Annotated in this window: 20 protein-coding genes, 1 tRNA gene and 1 pseudogene; 8 read left to right on the top strand and 14 right to left on the bottom strand. The window is 68.7% G+C overall.

What is annotated here, in order from left to right; all coding sequences use genetic code 11:
• Positions 1–11: 11 nt before the first annotated feature.
• Both ACT6XY_RS08280 and ACT6XY_RS08275 read left to right on the top strand, forming a co-directional pair.
• Complete coding sequence (locus tag ACT6XY_RS08280; protein WP_444747861.1) at positions 12–755, top strand: hypothetical protein; 744 nt, start codon at positions 12–14, stop codon at positions 753–755.
• Between the two features lie 84 nt (positions 756–839).
• A complete protein-coding gene (locus ACT6XY_RS08275) occupies positions 840–1,586 on the top strand; it encodes an SDR family oxidoreductase (RefSeq protein WP_444747860.1) in 747 nt (248 codons plus the stop codon).
• A 31-nt stretch (positions 1,587–1,617) separates the two neighbouring features.
• Here the strand turns inward: ACT6XY_RS08275 and ACT6XY_RS08270 are convergent.
• Positions 1,618–1,692, bottom strand: a tRNA-Lys gene (locus ACT6XY_RS08270).
• A 134-nt stretch (positions 1,693–1,826) separates the two neighbouring features.
• Positions 1,827–2,090: a hypothetical protein gene (locus ACT6XY_RS08265; protein WP_444747859.1), complete on the bottom strand. Its 264-nt coding sequence runs from the start codon at positions 2,088–2,090 to the stop codon at positions 1,827–1,829.
• A gap of 167 nt (positions 2,091–2,257) precedes the next feature.
• Here ACT6XY_RS08265 and ACT6XY_RS08260 point away from each other — a divergent pair, with 167 nt between their 5' ends.
• Positions 2,258–2,764 (top strand): DUF2937 family protein, encoded by a 507-nt coding sequence (locus ACT6XY_RS08260; protein WP_444747858.1) that lies wholly within the window; start codon positions 2,258–2,260, stop codon positions 2,762–2,764.
• A gap of 4 nt (positions 2,765–2,768) precedes the next feature.
• On the opposite strand, the gene ACT6XY_RS08255 is transcribed toward ACT6XY_RS08260, so the two are convergent.
• Positions 2,769–3,131, bottom strand: coding sequence for a hypothetical protein (locus ACT6XY_RS08255; RefSeq protein ID WP_444747857.1), 363 nt, complete (start codon positions 3,129–3,131; stop codon positions 2,769–2,771).
• A 137-nt stretch (positions 3,132–3,268) separates the two neighbouring features.
• On the opposite strand from ACT6XY_RS08255, the gene ACT6XY_RS08250 reads away from it, so the two are divergent.
• Positions 3,269–4,093 (top strand): polyphosphate kinase 2 family protein, encoded by an 825-nt coding sequence (locus tag ACT6XY_RS08250; RefSeq protein ID WP_444747856.1) that lies wholly within the window; start codon positions 3,269–3,271, stop codon positions 4,091–4,093.
• 156 nt (positions 4,094–4,249) lie between these two features.
• On the opposite strand, the pseudogene ACT6XY_RS08245 reads toward ACT6XY_RS08250, so the two are convergent.
• The 7 genes and pseudogenes from ACT6XY_RS08245 to coaD all read right to left on the bottom strand — a co-directional run.
• Positions 4,250–4,378, bottom strand: a pseudogene (locus tag ACT6XY_RS08245) (hypothetical protein); the annotation flags it as partial.
• A 98-nt stretch (positions 4,379–4,476) separates the two neighbouring features.
• Positions 4,477–5,100: a LysE family translocator gene (locus tag ACT6XY_RS08240; protein WP_444747855.1), complete on the bottom strand. Its 624-nt coding sequence runs from the start codon at positions 5,098–5,100 to the stop codon at positions 4,477–4,479.
• 134 nt (positions 5,101–5,234) lie between these two features.
• Positions 5,235–6,371, bottom strand: coding sequence for a tRNA guanosine(34) transglycosylase Tgt (gene tgt / locus ACT6XY_RS08235; protein WP_444747854.1), 1,137 nt, complete (start codon positions 6,369–6,371; stop codon positions 5,235–5,237).
• Positions 6,368–7,444 (bottom strand): tRNA preQ1(34) S-adenosylmethionine ribosyltransferase-isomerase QueA, encoded by a 1,077-nt coding sequence (queA, locus tag ACT6XY_RS08230; RefSeq protein WP_444747853.1) that lies wholly within the window; start codon positions 7,442–7,444, stop codon positions 6,368–6,370. Before queA ends, tgt begins: the two co-directional genes overlap by 4 nt.
• Before the next feature lie 75 nt (positions 7,445–7,519).
• The gene (locus ACT6XY_RS08225; protein ID WP_444747852.1) at positions 7,520–8,020 is read right to left on the bottom strand and encodes a peptidylprolyl isomerase; all 501 of its coding nucleotides are present in this window, start codon (positions 8,018–8,020) and stop codon (positions 7,520–7,522) included.
• 33 nt (positions 8,021–8,053) lie between these two features.
• Positions 8,054–8,620: a peptidylprolyl isomerase gene (locus ACT6XY_RS08220; protein ID WP_444747851.1), complete on the bottom strand. Its 567-nt coding sequence runs from the start codon at positions 8,618–8,620 to the stop codon at positions 8,054–8,056.
• Between the two features lie 32 nt (positions 8,621–8,652).
• On the bottom strand, positions 8,653–9,159 hold the full coding sequence (coaD, locus tag ACT6XY_RS08215; protein WP_444747850.1) for a pantetheine-phosphate adenylyltransferase: 507 nt from the start codon (positions 9,157–9,159) through the stop codon (positions 8,653–8,655).
• Positions 9,160–9,313: 154 nt separating this feature from the next.
• Here coaD and ACT6XY_RS08210 point away from each other — a divergent pair, with 154 nt between their 5' ends.
• Positions 9,314–10,480: a M20 family metallopeptidase gene (locus tag ACT6XY_RS08210; RefSeq protein WP_444747849.1), complete on the top strand. Its 1,167-nt coding sequence runs from the start codon at positions 9,314–9,316 to the stop codon at positions 10,478–10,480.
• Positions 10,481–10,553: 73 nt separating this feature from the next.
• Here ACT6XY_RS08210 and gyrA read toward each other — a convergent pair whose 3' ends face one another.
• Complete coding sequence (gene gyrA / locus ACT6XY_RS08205) at positions 10,554–13,310, bottom strand: DNA gyrase subunit A (RefSeq protein WP_444747848.1); 2,757 nt, start codon at positions 13,308–13,310, stop codon at positions 10,554–10,556.
• A 210-nt stretch (positions 13,311–13,520) separates the two neighbouring features.
• Between gyrA and ACT6XY_RS08200 the strand changes: the two genes are divergently transcribed.
• Positions 13,521–14,150, top strand: a complete 630-nt coding sequence (locus ACT6XY_RS08200) for a MarC family protein (RefSeq protein ID WP_444747847.1) — start codon at positions 13,521–13,523, stop codon at positions 14,148–14,150.
• 9 nt (positions 14,151–14,159) lie between these two features.
• On the opposite strand, the gene ACT6XY_RS08195 is transcribed toward ACT6XY_RS08200, so the two are convergent.
• A complete protein-coding gene (locus tag ACT6XY_RS08195) occupies positions 14,160–14,555 on the bottom strand; it encodes a DUF2306 domain-containing protein (RefSeq protein WP_444747846.1) in 396 nt (131 codons plus the stop codon).
• A gap of 89 nt (positions 14,556–14,644) precedes the next feature.
• Here ACT6XY_RS08195 and ACT6XY_RS08190 point away from each other — a divergent pair, with 89 nt between their 5' ends.
• Complete coding sequence (locus ACT6XY_RS08190; protein WP_444747845.1) at positions 14,645–15,118, top strand: hypothetical protein; 474 nt, start codon at positions 14,645–14,647, stop codon at positions 15,116–15,118.
• Between the two features lie 6 nt (positions 15,119–15,124).
• Here the strand turns inward: ACT6XY_RS08190 and ACT6XY_RS08185 are convergent, their stop codons facing one another.
• A complete protein-coding gene (locus ACT6XY_RS08185; protein WP_444747844.1) occupies positions 15,125–15,667 on the bottom strand; it encodes a TetR/AcrR family transcriptional regulator in 543 nt (180 codons plus the stop codon).
• An 81-nt stretch (positions 15,668–15,748) separates the two neighbouring features.
• On the opposite strand from ACT6XY_RS08185, the gene ACT6XY_RS08180 reads away from it, so the two are divergent.
• Complete coding sequence (locus ACT6XY_RS08180) at positions 15,749–16,126, top strand: hypothetical protein (RefSeq protein WP_444747843.1); 378 nt, start codon at positions 15,749–15,751, stop codon at positions 16,124–16,126.
• On the opposite strand, the gene ACT6XY_RS08175 is transcribed toward ACT6XY_RS08180, so the two are convergent.
• Positions 16,123–16,620, bottom strand: a 498-nt coding sequence (locus tag ACT6XY_RS08175) for a GNAT family N-acetyltransferase (RefSeq protein ID WP_444747842.1), incomplete at its 5' end; no start/stop codon positions are given. The two genes, ACT6XY_RS08180 and ACT6XY_RS08175, sit on opposite strands and share 4 nt — an antisense overlap.

The raw sequence follows: 16,620 nt of genomic DNA, 5'->3' as shown, positions 1-16,620 counted from the left end.
AGGTAGAGGCCGTGACGACATCCATCCGCTCCCGCCTCATCGCCGCGCTGGCCGCGCTCTGCCTTGCGGGGTTCCTGACCTCGGCCGAGGCCCGCACGACCGCCGTTCTGATCAAGGGCCTGACCCAGGCGCAGGTCCTCTACCGCTCCGCGACCGTCAGCCTGAGGGGCGGCCGCGCCGAAGAGGCCGAGGCCGCCCTGAAGGCGCTGATCGCGCTCTGGGACGAGACGGCGGCGGCCACCGCGGCCAATCCGCCGCCGGTCGCGGCACGGATCAATCTCTTCGCCGAGGTGATGGAAGGCGGGCGCGCCCGGCTGCGGCGGGCCGCGGAGGTTCTCTCCCAGGGGCGGCAGGACAGCGCGCTCGAGGAACTGGCGCCGCTCAAGCGGGAATGGATCGGCCTTCGCCGCAGCATGGGCCTCTATGGCCTCGTCGAATGCCTCGAGGAATCGAGCGAGGCGGCGGAGGCGCTGATGACACATCGGCGCCAGCCGGCCGACCTGACGCGCGGCGAGACCCGCGGCGACATCATCGCCAAGGCCGCCGTCTACCGGTTCGCCCTGCGCCGCTGCGAGCCCTTCGCCGCGCTGGACCCGGCCGGCAACGGCGAGTTCCGCCGGCAGGCCGAGGCCATCGGCGCCGCCATCGACGTGATCGATTCCGCCCTCAGGCTGCGCGATCCCACCCTGCTCGAACGGGTACTGGGTGACCTCAAGACCTTCGACACGCAACTCTCCCAGCGGTTTGCAGGATAGCTCGCCGCTGGACAGGCCATCCGGCGCCATGCCACCACTTCAACCGATTTGAGCCGCACAGAACGGCAAAGACGGGAGAGACGCATGGCAAAGAGGCTGGCGGGCAAGGTGGCGGTCGTCACCGCGGCAGGTCACGGAATCGGGCGGGCCATCGCCATGGCCTTCGTGGCCGAGGGCGCGAAGGTCATCGCCACCGACATCGACCGGGCGAAGCTCGAGGGGATCGCGAAGGCGAAGAAGCTCCGGCTCGACGTCACATCCACCCGCGCCGTCGAGGCGCTGGCGGCGAAGACCGGCCCCGTCGACATCCTCGTCAACGCCGCCGGCTGGGTGCATCACGGCACCGTCCTCGACACCAGCGAGCAGGACTGGGACCGCTCGTTCGACCTCAACGTCAAGTCGATGCACCGGACGATCCGCGCCTTCCTGCCGGGGATGCTGGAGAAGGGCTCGGGGTCCATCGTCAACATCGCGTCCGGCGCCTCCTCGGTGCGCGGCGTGCTCAACCGCTACGCCTACGGCGCGTCCAAGGCCGCCGTCATTGGCCTGACCAAGTCGGTGGCTATCGACTACATCCGCCGCGGCGTGCGCTCCAACGCCATCTGCCCGGGCACGATCCAGTCCCCTTCCCTCGATGATCGCATCAAGGCGCTGGCGGCCTCCACCGGCCAGTCCGAGGCGGACGCCCGCAAGGCCTTCATCGACCGGCAGCCGATCGGCCGGCTCGGGACGGCCGAGGAGGTGGCGATGCTCGCGGTCTATCTCGCGTCCGACGAGGCCGCCTATACGACGGGGGCCATCCACATCGTCGACGGCGGTTTCTCGCTCTAGGCGTCGAGGGCTCAGCGGAAAAGGGACCGGATGGTGAGCGGGGAGGGGATCGAACCCTCGACCACATGATTAAAAGTCACGTGCTCTACCGCTGAGCTACCCGCCCATCCGGCGGGGGGTTTGGCGGATTGCCGCGGCGAAGTCAATTGCGGGCGACATCGCGACGCGGTGATCTCCCGCGGTCCTCCCCACCGGCATGGAAAAGGGCCCGCATCTTGCGACGCGGGCCCGATTTGGCCGTTACCAGCCGCGGCGATAGGCGCGACGGCGCCAGTAGCGACGGCGATAGCGGCGGTTGCGCCATTCGCGGCGATAGGCGCCGCGGCTGCCCCGACGGAGCACGCGCCCGCGCGGAGTCTGCTCGGACTGCATTTCCACGGGGGCCGCGGCGGTAGCCGGCGCCACGTCGAGCGGAGCGGCATGGGCGGCGCCCGAGAGCCCGCCGGCCGTCGCGACAGCGGCGATGCCAGCGATCGTTCCGAAGAACATGCGTCTGGTTGTCATGGGAGTCTCCTTGATTGGGGTCACGGCTGCGGGGCAGCCATCGCGCCGCGTATGGCGGTAGAACCGGAACGCATGGCGCCGGTAATTGTTCACTCGTCAGGACCGGCGCCGGCCTGTCCGTGCGCCCTGCCCTTTCCATACGGCCCGGTGCCAACCGAGACTTGCGCATGATCCTCCGCCGAATCGTCTTCTTCCTTGCGCTGGCCCTCGGCGTCGTCGCCTCGCAGGTGCCGGAATTTGCCCAGCAGTATCGCCAGCGCCTCGGCGGCGCTGTGGACGAACTCAACCGCATCATTCGCGAGTTCGACGCAGACGCCGCGCGGATGCAGATGAACCGGGACACGGGCCTCGAGAGGCTGCTCGGGAATCCCGACGGCTTCGTACGCCAGCGCGGCGAGCAGATCCGGGCGGATGCGGCGCGCGCGGCGCGGCTCGAGCAGCAGCTGCAGTCCTACGAGAGCGCCGGGCCCTTCTGGCGGCTCGCCACCTTCGCGCGCACCTACGAGCCGGAGATCGCCCGCCGCGCAGTCCAGAACTTCGAGCCGGCGGTGCCCGTCACCTCGGAGGGGCTGGTGATGACCGCCATCGGGTTCATGGTCGGATGGCTCGGCGGACGCGCCGTCATCACGCCGATCCAGCGGCGCCGACGACGGATCCGCACGGAGCGAGCCTAGAGGCTCATTCCGGCGCCATGCGGCGCACGCCGTCCTTGATGAAGACGCGGAACGGCGTGGTGCCGGTGGCGCCGCCCTCGTCCGCCCGCCAGCGGCCGTTGGTGCAGAGGATGCCGCCTGCGGCGGGGACCGCGTCGAACTCCACCCGGTTGCGATAGATCGTGCCGTCCGGTGTCGTGGCGGTAAAGGCCGTGGTGCACTTGCCGTCGGCGACCACGGGGTCGTAGCCGCCGATCATGATGCCGCCGCCCCCGGTGCTGGGGAAAGGGTCGCGCAGAAGCGGCCAGGAGGCATAGTCCTCGGCAGCGCCGGTGCCGCCGACGGCCAGCAGCGTCGCGGCCACGGCCGTCATCATTGTCTTCAGCATGATCGGGTCTCCTCAGGCGGCGCGAAGGCGCGTCGCCTGACGGGAACACCGCGCCCCCGCCTGGTGGATGCAGGGCCGTGCTTGCACCGGGCGCCGGGACGCGGGAACAATGCAGCCCCCTCCCCGGCTGGTGACCCATGTCGCATTCCTGCCCGAAGCACCTCTCCCATCTCCTCGTCGCCCCCGGCAGCGCGGTCGACCTGGACGACATCGATCCGCGCGAGGTGGATTTCCTCGGGGACGAGGACAAGGTCCGCGCCCGCCTGGTGGAGGATGCCGAGGCGATCGACCGGCTGCAGGACCGGCTCTACGCCGAAGGCAAGCGGGCCCTGCTCGTCATTCTCCAGGGCACGGACACCTCCGGCAAGGACGGCACGATCCGCGGCGTCTTCAACGCCACCGGACCGCTCGGCGTCACGGTGACGGCGTTCAAGCGGCCGAGCGAGGAGGAACTCGCCCACGACTTCCTGTGGCGGGTGCACATGGCCGCCCCGCGCCGCGGCACGATCGGCATCTTCAACCGCTCCCATTACGAGGACGTGCTGGTCGGCAGGGTGCGCAACCTCGCGCCGAAGGAGGCGATCGAGGCGCGCTACCGGGCGATCAACGACTTTGAGCGGCTCCTGACCGACAACGGCACGGTGGTGCTGAAGTTCATGCTGCACATCTCCAAGGCCGAGCAGGCCGAGAGGCTGCAGGAGCGGCTGGACGAGCCGGAGAAGAACTGGAAGTTCAACGCCGGCGACCTCGATGACCGCAAGCTGTGGGGCGCCTTCAAGAAGGCCTACGAGACCGCCCTCGCCCGCTGCTCGACCGAGCACGCGCCCTGGCACATCGTGCCGGCGGATCGGAAGTGGGCGCGAAACGCCATCGTAGCGGCCATCGTCCGCGACACGCTGGAGACGATGGACCCGCGCTATCCGAAGATGCCGTGGAAGCCGTCGGATTTCACGATCACCTAGGCCTCGTGGCCAAAGGGCAGCCACAGCTTGACTGCGGCGATCGCGACGAAGCCCAGATAGGACTGCGCGGTCTTGTCGTAGCGTGTGGCGGTGCGCCGCCAGTTCTTGAGCTTGTTGAACAGGCGTTCGATCGGGAATGCCGGCCTGAGCCAATTCCTTACGGATGGCGTCCGCGACGTAGTCCTTAGTGGCCAAGAGCGCCTGGATCCTGTCGGCGATCATGCGCAGCAGCGGCGCAGACCCCTTTACGTCGTGCGCTTCCCCGCCCGTCAAGACGAAGCCCAGCGGACGTCCTTTGGCGTCGCAGCGGGCGTGAAGCTTAGAGGTGAAGCCGCCGCGCGATCGGCCAAGCGCCTCGGTTTGTCAATCAGACGCCGACGCTGTCAGTTGCCCGAGCGGATCGCGACTGATGCCACGCCTGCGCCGATCAGCATCGAGCCGCCAGCCTTATTGATCGCGCCGATCACGCGCTGGTTGCGGACAAGCCCACGGGCGCGGCTGGCAAAGAAGGCGTAGGCGAGCGCATTCGCGAAGGCGATGGCGAGGAAGGTGGCTTGCAGGATGAGAACCTGCGGCCAGAAGGCGAGATGCTGATCGATGAACTGGGGGAAGAAGGCCACGAAGAACAAAATGCCCTTCGGATTGAGGCTGGTGACAAGCCAAGCATGCGCTCCCATGCGCAGAGCGCTTGACGCATCGGTTTTCGGCTCAGCGCTCAAGGTGCCGCCGGCGCGGAACAGCTGGATGCCGAGATAGACGAGGTACGCAGCGCCCACCCACTTCACCACTGTGAACAGGGTTGCGGACGCCATGAGCAATGCGCCGATCCCCAGCACCGACAGAGACATCGCGGTGAAATCGCCCAGCGCGACTCCCACAGCCATCGGCAAGGCCGCCCGCCAGCCCTGACCAAGCGCGTAGGACACGACCAACAGCACGGTCGGCCCCGGTATCAGCACCAATGCGGTCGACGCGGCTACGAAGGCGGTCCAGATCTCAAAGGTCATCGGCAATCCTTATGCAAGGCGCCAGCCATCCATCAGATGGCTCCACTGTCAATCGCCGCGATCGATGGCTTCGTCACCCTGCGCGTAGGTTCGCAGCAGACCTTTGTCCACGAGGCCTAGAAGCTCTCGGGGCTTCAACCCTGCCAGGGAGCGATGTCGCCCCTCGCCCAGCCCTCGCGGACGTCCGCCATGTAGTCGGCGTAGGCCCCGGCGGCGATGGCGGCGCGGGCACCGGCCATCAGCTCCTGGTAATAGGCGAGGTTGATCCAGGTGATCAGCATGGAGCCGAGCATCTCCTCGGTGCGCACGAGGTGATGCAGGTAGGCCCTGGAATAGTCGCGTGCCGCCGGGCAGGACGAGGTTTCGTCGAGGGGCCGCGGGTCCTCGGCATGGCGGGCGTTGCGGAAGTTGACCTTTCCGTACCGGGTGAAGGCCTGGCCATGGCGGCCGTTGCGGGTCGGCATGACGCAGTCGAACATGTCGACGCCGCGGGCGACGGCGGCTAGCAGGTCGTCGGGCGTGCCGACGCCCATCAGGTAGTGCGGCTTCTCGTCCGGCAGGTGCGGCATCACCGCCTCGATCATGGCCAGCATGACCTCCTGCGGCTCGCCGACCGCGAGGCCGCCGATGGAGTAGCCGGGAAAGTCCATGGCGGCGAGGGCACGGGCGCTGGCGATGCGCAGGTCCGGCTGGTCGCCGCCCTGGACGATGCCGAACAGCGCCCTGCCAGCCGGCTGGGCCTCGAAAGTGCGCTTCGAGCGCTCGGCCCAGCGCAGCGACAGCTGCATGGCCTTGTCGATGGCGGCGCGCTCGTTGGGCAGCGCCACGCATTCGTCGAGCTGCATCTGGATGTCGGCGCCGAGCAGGCCCTGGATCTCGACCGAGCGCTCGGGCGTCAGTTCGAAGCGCGAGCCGTCGACATGGCTCGCAAAGGTCACGCCCTGTTCGGTGAGCTTGCGGAGCTTCGCCAGCGACATGACCTGGAAGCCACCGGAATCGGTGAGGATGGGGCCGGTCCAGCCGCCGAAGCGGTGCAGGCCGCCGAGTTTGGCGATCCGCTCGGCGCCCGGGCGGAGCATGAGGTGATAGGTGTTGCCGAGGATCACGTCGGCGCCGAGCGCCTTCACCTGATCCATGTACATGCCCTTGACGGTCGCCTGGGTGCCGACCGGCATGAAGGCCGGCGTGCGGATCGGCCCCCGCGGCGTGGTAACGACGCCCGTGCGCGCGGCGCCGTCGCGGCCGGCGATGGCGAAGGAGAAGCCGGTCATCGCGCATCCTCGCGGAAGAGAAGCGAGCCGTCGCCGTAGGAATAGAACCGGTAGCCGGTGGCGATGGCGCGCGCATAGGCCGCCCTCATGGTGTCGAGCCCGCAGAAGGCGGAGACGAGCATGAAGAGCGTCGAGCGCGGCAGGTGGAAATTGGTCATCAGCACGTCGACGGCGCGGAAGCGGTAGCCTGGCGTGATGAAGATGGAGGTCTCGGCTGCGAAGGGCCGGATGGTGCCGTCATCGGCCGCGGCGCTTTCGAGCAGTCTCAGCGAGGTCGTGCCGACGGCGACGATGCGGCCGCCGCGCGCGCGGACGCCGTTGAGCGCTGCGGCGGTCTCGGCCGTCACCAGCCCGTATTCGGGATGCATGCGGTGGTCGGCCGTGTCGTCGCTCTTCACGGGCAAGAAGGTGCCGGCGCCGACGTGGAGGGTGAGGAAGTGCAATCCGACACCGGCCGTCCTCAGGCGGTCGAGCAGATCGGGCGTGAAGTGGAGCCCGGCGGTGGGGGCAGCGACGGAGCCCTCGTCGCGGGCATAGACGGTCTGGTAGTCGGCGCGGTCCTGCGCGTCCTCCGGCCGCTTCGAGGCGATGTAGGGCGGAAGCGGGATGTGGCCGACGCGGGCGATGGCCTCGTCGAGATAGGCGCCGGCAAATTCGAACTCCAGCACGACGCCGTCGTCGTCCTTGGAGACGACGGTGGCGTGGACGCCGGAGAGAAGGCAGGCCTCGGGCGTCTCGCCGAAGCGGACGAGGTCGCCCGCCTGCAACTTCTTCGCGCCCTTGACGAAGGCGAGCCAGCGGTTGTCCGCGAGGCGCCGGTGGAGGGTGGCGGAGATCGAGGCCACCTGCCCCGCCCGCTCGCGCAGGCCCTCGAGCTGGGCCGGGATGACGCGCGTGTCGTTGAACACGAGGGCATCGCCGGGCCTGAGGATGTCCGGGAGGTCGCGGACGATCCGGTCATCGATCGCCCCTCCGGGAGCGACGACCATCAGCCGCGCCGCGTCGCGCGGGCTCGCAGGCCGGAGCGCGATGCGCTCAGCCGGCAGGTCGAAGTCGAAGAGGTCGACGCGCATGGCGGCGGGCGGCTCCGGCGGAAACGAAAACGGCGCCCGGATCGCTCCGGGCGCCGCGTCCCCTAGCACGGGGGATCAGAGCTTGGCGACGACCTCGCCGTAGGTCGCGGTGTCGTCGGCGGCGATCTTGGCGACGACGATCTTGTCGGGATCACGCACCGGCTCGCCGCGCTTGATGCCGTCGACATTGTCCATGCCGTCCACGACCTTGCCCCAGACGGTGTACTGCTTGTCGAGGAAGCGGGCGTCGTCGAAGCAGATGAAGAACTGCGAGTTCGCCGAGTTCGGGTTCTGGGCGCGGGCCATGGAGGTGATGCCGCGCACGTGGGGCTCGGCGTTGAACTCGGCCTTCAGGTCCGGATACTTCGAGCCGCCGGTGCCGGTGCCGTGCGGACAGCCGGTCTGGGCCATGAAGCCGTCGATGACGCGGTGGAAGACGATGCCGTCATAGAAGCCCTCGCGCACGAGCTTCTTGATGTGGTCGACGTGGCCGGGCGCCAGGTCCGGGCGCATGGCGATGACGACGCGTCCCTTGGTCGTCTCGAGGATCATGGTGTTTTCGGGATCCAGGGCCATCCAGGCCTCCTGTGTTCGGTGAATGCGGAAAAGTCAGCGGATGTCGGCGGCGACGCGGACGCGGACCATGCGGTCCGGCTGGGTCACGGTGCCGTTGGCGGCGGGATTGCCGCGCTTGATCTTGTCCACGGCCTCCATGCCGGAGACGACGTTGCCGAAGACGGTGTACTGGCCGTTGAGGAACGAGCCCTCGGCGAACATGATGAAGAACTGCGAATTGGCCGAGTTCGGGCTCTGCGAACGGGCCATGCCGAGGGTGCCGCGCACGAAGGGCTCGCGGGAGAATTCGGCGGGCACGTTGGGCAGGCTCGAGCCCCCCATGCCGGTGCCCTGGGGATCGCCGGTCTGGGCCATGAAGCCCTCGATGACCCGGTGGAACACGATGCCGTCGTAGAAGCCCTGGCGGGCGAGGGTCTTGATCCGCTCGACGTGCTTCGGCGCGAGGTCGGGGCGCAGGCGGATGATGACCGGCCCGTCCTTCAGCTCGATGACGAGCGTGTTCTCCGGGTCGGCGCCGGCGGGCAGGCGGATCGCCTGGGCGGCGGCAGGGCCTGCGGCGGCGAGGGCCAGCGAACTGGCGAGGAAGGTGCGGCGCTTCACGGGACGTCTCCGGTTGGAACGGGGGTGCGCGGTCAGGCGCGGCGCTGAACCTTGGCGGCGAGCGCCTCGGCCACGGCGGGAGGCACGAAGGAAGTCACGTCGCCTCCCATCAGCGCGATCTGACGGACGAGCGTGGCGGTGATGGGGCGAACCGTGGGCGAGGCCGGCAGAAAGATCGTCTGGACGCCCGGCGCCATGGCGGCGTTCATCCCGGCCATCTGCATCTCGTAGTCGAGGTCGGTGCCGTCGCGCAGGCCGCGGATGAAGAGGGTGGCGCCAACCCGCTGCGCCGCCCAGACCGCGAGGTCGTCGAAGGTGATGGTGCGGAAGGCGCAGTCCTCGGCGGCGGCAATCGGCGCGCAGACGGCATCGAGCAGGGCGAGGCGCTCGTCGGCGGAGAACATCGGCGCCTTGCCGGGGTGAACTCCGACACCCACCACCAGCTCGTCGGCGAGGCGGCAGGCATGGCGGATGACGTCGAGGTGGCCATTGGTGACCGGATCGAACGAACCCGTGTAGAGGGCGATGCGTTTCGTCATGGGCCTCCGCCGCGACAGGACGATGGGAGGCTTAGCGAAGCCGGGAGGCGGGCGCAAGCGAGCGGGGGGCCGGGTCCCCGCGGCGATGGTTGCCTCGCGTCGCGGCACGCGGGAAGAATGGCAGACCGGCACCGCCGCACAGTCCGAGGATCCCATGACCACAGCCACCGAAACCCGCATCACCGACTGGCTCGCCGCCCGCAAGGACGCCATGGTCGATCTCCTGCGCGAGGTGGTCGACATCGATTCCGGCTCATACGACAAGACGGGCGTGGACGCCGTGGGCGCGCGCTTCGAGCGCTTCTTCGAGGAGCACGGCATCTCCGCCTGGCGGGAGCACCACGACGTCTATGGCGACGCGATCCATGCGCTGGTCACCGAACCCGGCTCAAATGAGAAGCCGGTTCTGCTGATGGGACATAGGGATACGGTTTTTCCCAAAGGTGAAGTCTCAAGGCGGCCATTCAGCGTCGAGGGGGGCCGCGCCTATGGGCCGGGCGTCGCCGACATGAAGGCCGGCCTCGTCATGAACGTGTTCGTCGCCGCCGCCTTCAAGGCGCTTGGCGGCATGCCCTGTCCGATCCGCGTGCTGATCACCTCCGACGAGGAGATTGCCTCGCCCTCGTCGCGGCCGATCATCGAGCGCGAGGGCCGCGCCGCCCGCGCCGTCTACAATTCCGAGCCCGGGCGCCCATCGGGCAACGTGACGACGGGGCGCAAGGGCGGCGTCTTCATGCGCTTCGACGTCTACGGGAAAGCGGCTCATTCCGGAGGCAATTTCACCAGTGGCATCAGTGCGATCGGCGAGATTGCTCACAAGATTATTCAGGTTCACTCCCTCACCGATCTCGCAAGGGGGATCACCCTCAACGTCGGCCTCGTGTCGGGCGGCCAGTCGGTCAACACGACGGCGCCCCATGCGGAGGGGCAGATCGACCTGCGCTACATCGACCCGGCGGACCGCGCCTCCACCCTCGCCGCGATCCAGCGGATCATCGACACCCCGACGGTGCCCGGCACGACGGCCAAGCTGGAGATCAAGGGCGAGTTCCTGCCCGTGGTGCAGACACCGGAGGCCAAGGCCATCTTCACCGCCTATCAGGCCGCCGCGCGCGACGCTGGCCTCGCCACCCTCGACGGAGAATTCTCCGGGGGCTGCGCCGATTCCGGTTTCACGGCGAGCGTCGGCACGCCGACCATCTGCGGGGTCGGGCCGGTCGGTGGAAACGCCCACACGGTGGAAGAGTATCTGGAGATCGACAGCATCGTGCCGCGGGCCCAGGCGCTTGCCCTGGCGATCCTCAGGACGCAGGTGGACTGAGAGCCGGCCCTAAAAGCAGTCGCCCGGCACGGGGCCGGGCGATTGACATCGTCGCGCGTCAGAGGGCCGGGCCTCAGCCCTCGCTGGCCTCGCCGCCCTCGGCGTCGGGAAGGTCGCCCTCCTCCTCGCCCTCGTCGGAGATGTGCTCCACCGACACGACCTTCTCGGTCTCGTCGGTGTCGAAGACGATCACGCCCTGGGTGCCGCGGCCGGCGACGCGGATCCCTGCCACCGGGCAGCGGATGAGCTGGCCGCCGTCGGTCACCAGCATGATCTGGTCGCGGTCCTCCACGGGGAAGGAGGCGACGAGGCGGCCGTTGCGCTCGTTCACCACCATGGCGACGATGCCTTTGCCGCCGCGGCCGGTGATGCGGTACTCAAAGGACGAGGTGCGCTTGCCGTAGCCGTTCTCGGAGATGGTGAGAACGACCTGCTCGGCCGCTGACATCTCGGCATAGCGCTCGGAGGCGAGTTCGCCCGAGCCGTTGGCCTCCTCGTCCTCGCCCTGCTCCTCGCCGGCCGCCGCCTCGCCGGCGATGGCGCGACGCATCTTCAGATAGGCCGAGCGCTCCTCGGACGTCGCATCGAAATGGCGCAGGATGGCCATGGAGATGATGCGGTCGTCCTCGGCCAGCGTGATGCCGCGCACACCCATGGAATCGCGGCCCTTGAAGACGCGCACCTCGGGAACGGCGAAGCGGATGCACTGGCCCTTCGCCGTGGTGAGCAGCACGTCGTCGGCCTCAGTGCAGACGCCGACGCCGACGATGCCCTCGCCCTCGTCGAGCTTCATGGCGATCTTGCCGCCGCGGTTCACCTGGACGAAGTCCGAGAGCTTGTTGCGCCGGACGGTGCCGCGGGTGGTGGCGAACATGGCGTCGAGATCGCCCCAGGTCGTCTCGTCCTCGGGCAGCGGCAGGATGGTGGTGATGCGCTCGTCCTGGTCAAGCGGCAGGATGTTGACGAAGGCCTTGCCGCGGGCCTGGGGCGCCGCGAGCGGCAGGCGCCACACCTTCATCTTGTAGACCTGCCCCTTGGAGGAGAAGAACAGGATCGGCGTGTGGGTGTTGGCGACGAAGAGACGGGTGACGAAATCCTCGTCCTTCGTCTGCATGCCCGAGCGGCCCTTGCCGCCGCGGCGCTGCGCCCGGTAGGTCGAGAGCGGCACGCGCTTGACGTAGCCGGCATGGGACACGGTGACGACCATGTCCTCGCGGGCGATGAGGTCCTCGTCCTCGAACTCGCCGATGCCGTCGACGATCTCCGTCTTGCGCGGCGTGGCGAACTCGTTCCGCACCGCCTTCAGCTCGTCCGTGATGATCTGCATGATGCGGACGCGCGAGCGCAGGATGTCGAGATAGTCGAGGATCTCCTCGGAGAGGGTCTTCAGCTCGTCGCCGATCTCGTCACGGCCGAGGGCGGTGAGGCGCCGCAGCGGCAGGTCGAGGATGGCGCGGGCCTGGGTCTCGGAGAGGCGGTAGGTGCCGTCCTCGTTCAGCGGGTGGCGCGGATCGTCGACGAGCCGGATCAGCGGCGCGATGTCGTGCGCATCCCAGTCGCGGCCCATCAGCGCCTCGCGGGCGGTGGCGGGGTCGGCGGAGGTGCGGATGATGCGGATCATCTCGTCGATGTTGGCGACGGCGATGGCGAGGCCGCAGAGGACATGGGCGCGGTCGCGCGCCTTGCCCAGCAGGAACTTGGTGCGCCGGGAGACAACCTCCTCGCGGAAGGCGAGGAAGGTGACGATCAGGTCCTTGAGGTTCATCACCTCCGGACGGCCGCCGTTGAGGGCGACGAAGTTGCAGCCGAAGCTCTGCTGCAGGGCGGTGAAGCGGAAGAGCTGGTTGAGCACCACGTCCGCCACGGCGTCGCGCTTCAGCTCGATGACGATGCGCATGCCCTCGCGGTCGCTCTCGTCCCGGAACTCGGCGATGCCCTCGACGCGCTTCTCGCGCACCAGCTCGGCCAGGCGCTCCAGCATCTGGGCCTTGTTCACCTGATAGGGGATCTCGGTGACGATGATCGCCTCGCGCTCGCGCCGCACCGTTTCCATGGAGGTGCGGGCGCGCATGACCACCGAGCCGCGGCCGGTCAGGTAGGCCTGGCGGATGCCGGTGCGGCCGAGGATGATGCCGGCGGTCGGGAAGTCCGGCCCCGGCACGTAGTCCATCAGCTCCTCGATCTCGATATCCGGCCGCTCGATGGTGGCGATGCAGGCGTCGATGACCTCGCCGAGATTGTGCGGCGGGATGTTGGTCGCCATGCCGACGGCGATGCCGCCGCCGCCATTGACCAGAAGATTGGGGAACTTGGCGGGGAGCACCTTCGGCTCCCGCTCGGAATTGTCGTAGTTGTCCTGGAAGTCGACGGTCTGCTTGTCGAGGTCGGAGACGAGCTGGTCGGCGATCTTCTCGAGGCGGACCTCGGTGTAGCGCATGGCCGCCGGCGGATCGCCGTCCACCGAGCCGAAATTGCCCTGCCCGTCGATGAGCTCGACGCGCATCGAGAAGTCCTGGGCCATGCGGACGAGGGCGTCATAGACGGACTGGTCGCCGTGCGGATGGTATTTACCGATGACGTCGCCGACGACGCGGGCCGACTTGCGGTAGGGCTTGTTCCACTCGTAGCCGTTCTCGTGCATCGAATAGAGGATGCGCCGGTGAACGGGCTTCAGGCCGTCGCGCGCGTCCGGAAGGGCGCGGCTGACGATGACGCTCATCGCATAATCGAGATAGGACCGCCGCATCTCGTCGGTGATTGAGATCGGTCGAATTTCGGTCGGGTCGGAGGGCGTGGCGCCCGCCGGCGTCTTGTCGTCGTCGTCTGCCAAGAGAGCTGTTCCGGTGGGGCGGGCGGAAGACGCCCGCGGGATGCGTTCTTCTAGCCGATTCCGGCGCCGATCTCCAACCCCAAAGGCGGATTCGCCGCGCTGAATTATCTCGGCATTTCAACGTCTTGCCGGAGGTGGTTTCAGGGTTGTGGACGGCGCGGGACACAAACGCCCACAATCGCCGTCCGCGAACAGCGAAACGGAGCGCCGATGACCGTCGAATTCCTCACCAGCGCGCTCGTCACGATGTTCGTGATCGTCGAGCCTTTCGCCCTCGTGCCGATCTTTCTGGCGGTGACGCCGGGCTTCTCGCCGGCCCAGAGGCGGCAGGTCGCCTGGCGCGCCTGCCTCATCGCCTTCCTCATCCTCTCCGCCTGCGCCTTCTTCGGGGACTGGCTGCTGCGCCAGCTCGGCATCTCCCTCCCCGCCTTCCGCATCGCCGGTGGGCTGCTGGTCTTCTGGATCGCCTTCGAGATGGTGTTCGGGCTGCGTGCGAGCCGCAAGGGCGAGACGGCGCGGGAGGCCATCGACAAGGAGCACATCGTCAACGTCGCCGCCTTTCCCATGGCGATCCCGCTGCTGGCGGGACCGGGCGCCATCACCGCGACGCTGCTCCTCGCCGGACAGGCGGCCGGAAGCCCGGCCTTGCTGGCGGCGCTGATCGCGGTCCTTGCGGTGGTGATCCTGGTCTCCTGGGCCTGCCTTACCATGGCGGACGCGGTCAACGCGCTGCTGGGCACGCTTGGCAACGCCGTGGTCTCGCGTCTCCTCGGCATCATCCTCGCGGCGCTGGCGGTGCAGTTCGTGATGGACGGCGTCAGGGCGGCACTGAGGGCCTGACGGGGGCCATCAGCCGCCGAAGACGGTCTGGAACATCAGCCGGCCAGGAAGCAGCGTGAAGAGCCCTGCCCCGGCCCATCCCGCCGCGATGCCGATCATGTGCGCCTTGTGCGCGGTGATGCGGTTCTGCCGCCGCGCCCGGACGCCGAGATAGAGGTTCGCCAGCGTGAAGAGCGACAGGGCGTGGATCGGGCTGAAGGGGCCGATCAGGCGGATCGAATGGATCCAGAAGGACGAGACCGCCGTCACCGTCATCAGCACGACCCAGGCCCAGCCGAGCCAGCGGTGGAGGTCGCCCCGCTTCGGCCGCCAGAACTGGACGGCTGTCAGCGGAATGAGCGACAGCGCCGCAACGGCGTGCAGCTGGATGGCGAAAGGAGCGGCAAGAAGCGGGGCGAGGGTCATGGAGGCTCTCCGACGTTATGAGAATGCTATTTACATTTCCACATGACCATGTCAATTCCTTTCACATCCCTTGTTCATGGAGATACGACATGTCGATCCTTACCAGCACGCCCCTCTGGGTCTGGCCGCTCTTCGCCCTTCTCGTCTTCGTCGGGCTGACCTCCCGCCGCGAACGCTCCCTGCCGATGGCGGTCGTCTTCCTGCTGCCGGCCATCGGGCTCGTGACGCTGCCGACTCTCGCGGCCATGCCCCATCCGGGCGTCGCTCTCGCCGCCTATGGCCTCGCCTATGCCGCGGGTGCGGCGACGGGTTATCGTCTCCAGGGCCGCTGGGTTCTCGCCAAGGGAGATGGCCGGGCACGGCTTGCCGGCGAGAGCCTCACGCTGGCGGGCATGATGACGCTGTTCAGCGCGAAGTTCGTGCACGGCGCGATGGCGGCCATGGCCCCCGCCGCGGTGTCGGGCATCACCTATGTTGCCACCTTCGCGGCCGTCACCGGCGTCGCGGCAGGCCTGTTCGGCGGCCGTGCGTTGAGGACCATCATGGCCCCGGCCACGGCGTGACGAGGCTCAGGGCCGGCTCATCAACGGCAGGATGAGGTCCAGCGCCTCGCGGGCCCGCTCTTCCGCCGCACCGACCCCCATGCGGAAGTGGCCGATCAGCGCCTGGTAGGCGAAGCGGGCCCGCGCGCCCGCCTCCGCCTCCGGGACCCCCACCCCGGCGAACAGCGCCTCCACATAGGCGACGCGGCGATCGTCCGCTTCCGCTACGGCGGCTGCGACAGCCGCGTCCCGGGCCGCCCAGTCGCGCATCGCCATTTCGAGGCGACCGTCGGCCCGCAGCACCGTGGAGAAGAGCGCCTTCAGCCGATCCGCCGGCTCCTGCGCCCGCGCCTCGACCCGGTTGATGATGTCGGTTGTCGCCGAGGTCCGCCAGGCCTCGACCATCATCGCGAGCAGGTCGGCGCGATCGCGGAAATGCCAATAGAAGCTGCCTTTGGTGACGTTGAGGTCGGCTGCGAGCCGCTCGACGCGCACCGCGTCGAGCCCCTTGGCCGCAAGCGTCGTGAGGCCCGCGGCCACCCAGGCCGAGCGATCGAGACTGTCCTTCATGGGCCTCTCCATACGCTGGCGTATTGACCGCGGCAAGAGAGCGTCCTAGCGTATCCATACGCACCCGTATGGATATGTCCCATGACCAGCACCGCTCTCCTCTCCGCCGCCCTCCTCACGGTCGCGGTCAGCATCGTCCATTCCTGGATCGGCGAGAGGCGCCTGATCGGTCCCCTCCTCGCGATCGAACCGCGCGTCGGCGTTCTGAAAAGCGCGTTCCTGCGGCAGGTGCTCCGCCACGCCTGGCACATCACCTCGCTCGCCTGGACCGGGATGGCCGTGGTCCTGGCGGCGCTCGCCGAGGCCCCGCAGGGCGAAGCTGGCCGCATCGCCATCATCGGGATCGGCGTGACCTTCCTGCTCCACGGGGTGGCGATCCTCGCCCTCAGCCGCGCCCGTCACATCGCCTGGCCGGCCTTCCTCGTCATCGGAGCGCTCTGCCTCTTCGCCGCGCGCTAGCGCCCGGCGCGCCCCGTCTGCCACTCCGGCCGCAGGATCGACATGACCGCGAGGCTCGCCCTCTTCCCGTCGGCGCGGACGACGCTCTCGCGCATCACGCCCTCCTCGGTCATGCCCATGCTGCGGTAGAGGGCGCGGGCGACCGGATTGTCGGTGAACACGTCGAGCCAGAAGCGGTGGCAAGGCGTCTCCATGAAGGCGTGGTCGATGAGGGCCGCGAGGAAGGCGCGACCGGTGCCCTGCCCCGGCGCCGCGACCGAAATGCGCTGCAGGGCGATGTTGCCGCTGCGGTCCGTCAGGCCGCGCAAAATGGCGTAGCCGCGCGGCGTGCCGGCCTCGTCCAGCACCAACCAGTAGGCGTAGTCGGGGTCGGCGAGACAGGCCTCGTGGCGCTCGCGGGGCCACTGGCTGATGCGCAGCGCGTTGTGAGGCAGACCCTCCGTCGCCAGCACGAAGGGCAGGTCAGCGGCCGCCGCCCTGCGCAGACGCGCCGT

Origin of the sequence: Phreatobacter sp., assembly GCF_052440005.1 — a bacterium.
GTDB lineage: Bacteria > Pseudomonadota > Alphaproteobacteria > Rhizobiales > Phreatobacteraceae > Phreatobacter.
This window is presented reverse-complemented; position numbering and strand designations above follow the sequence as displayed.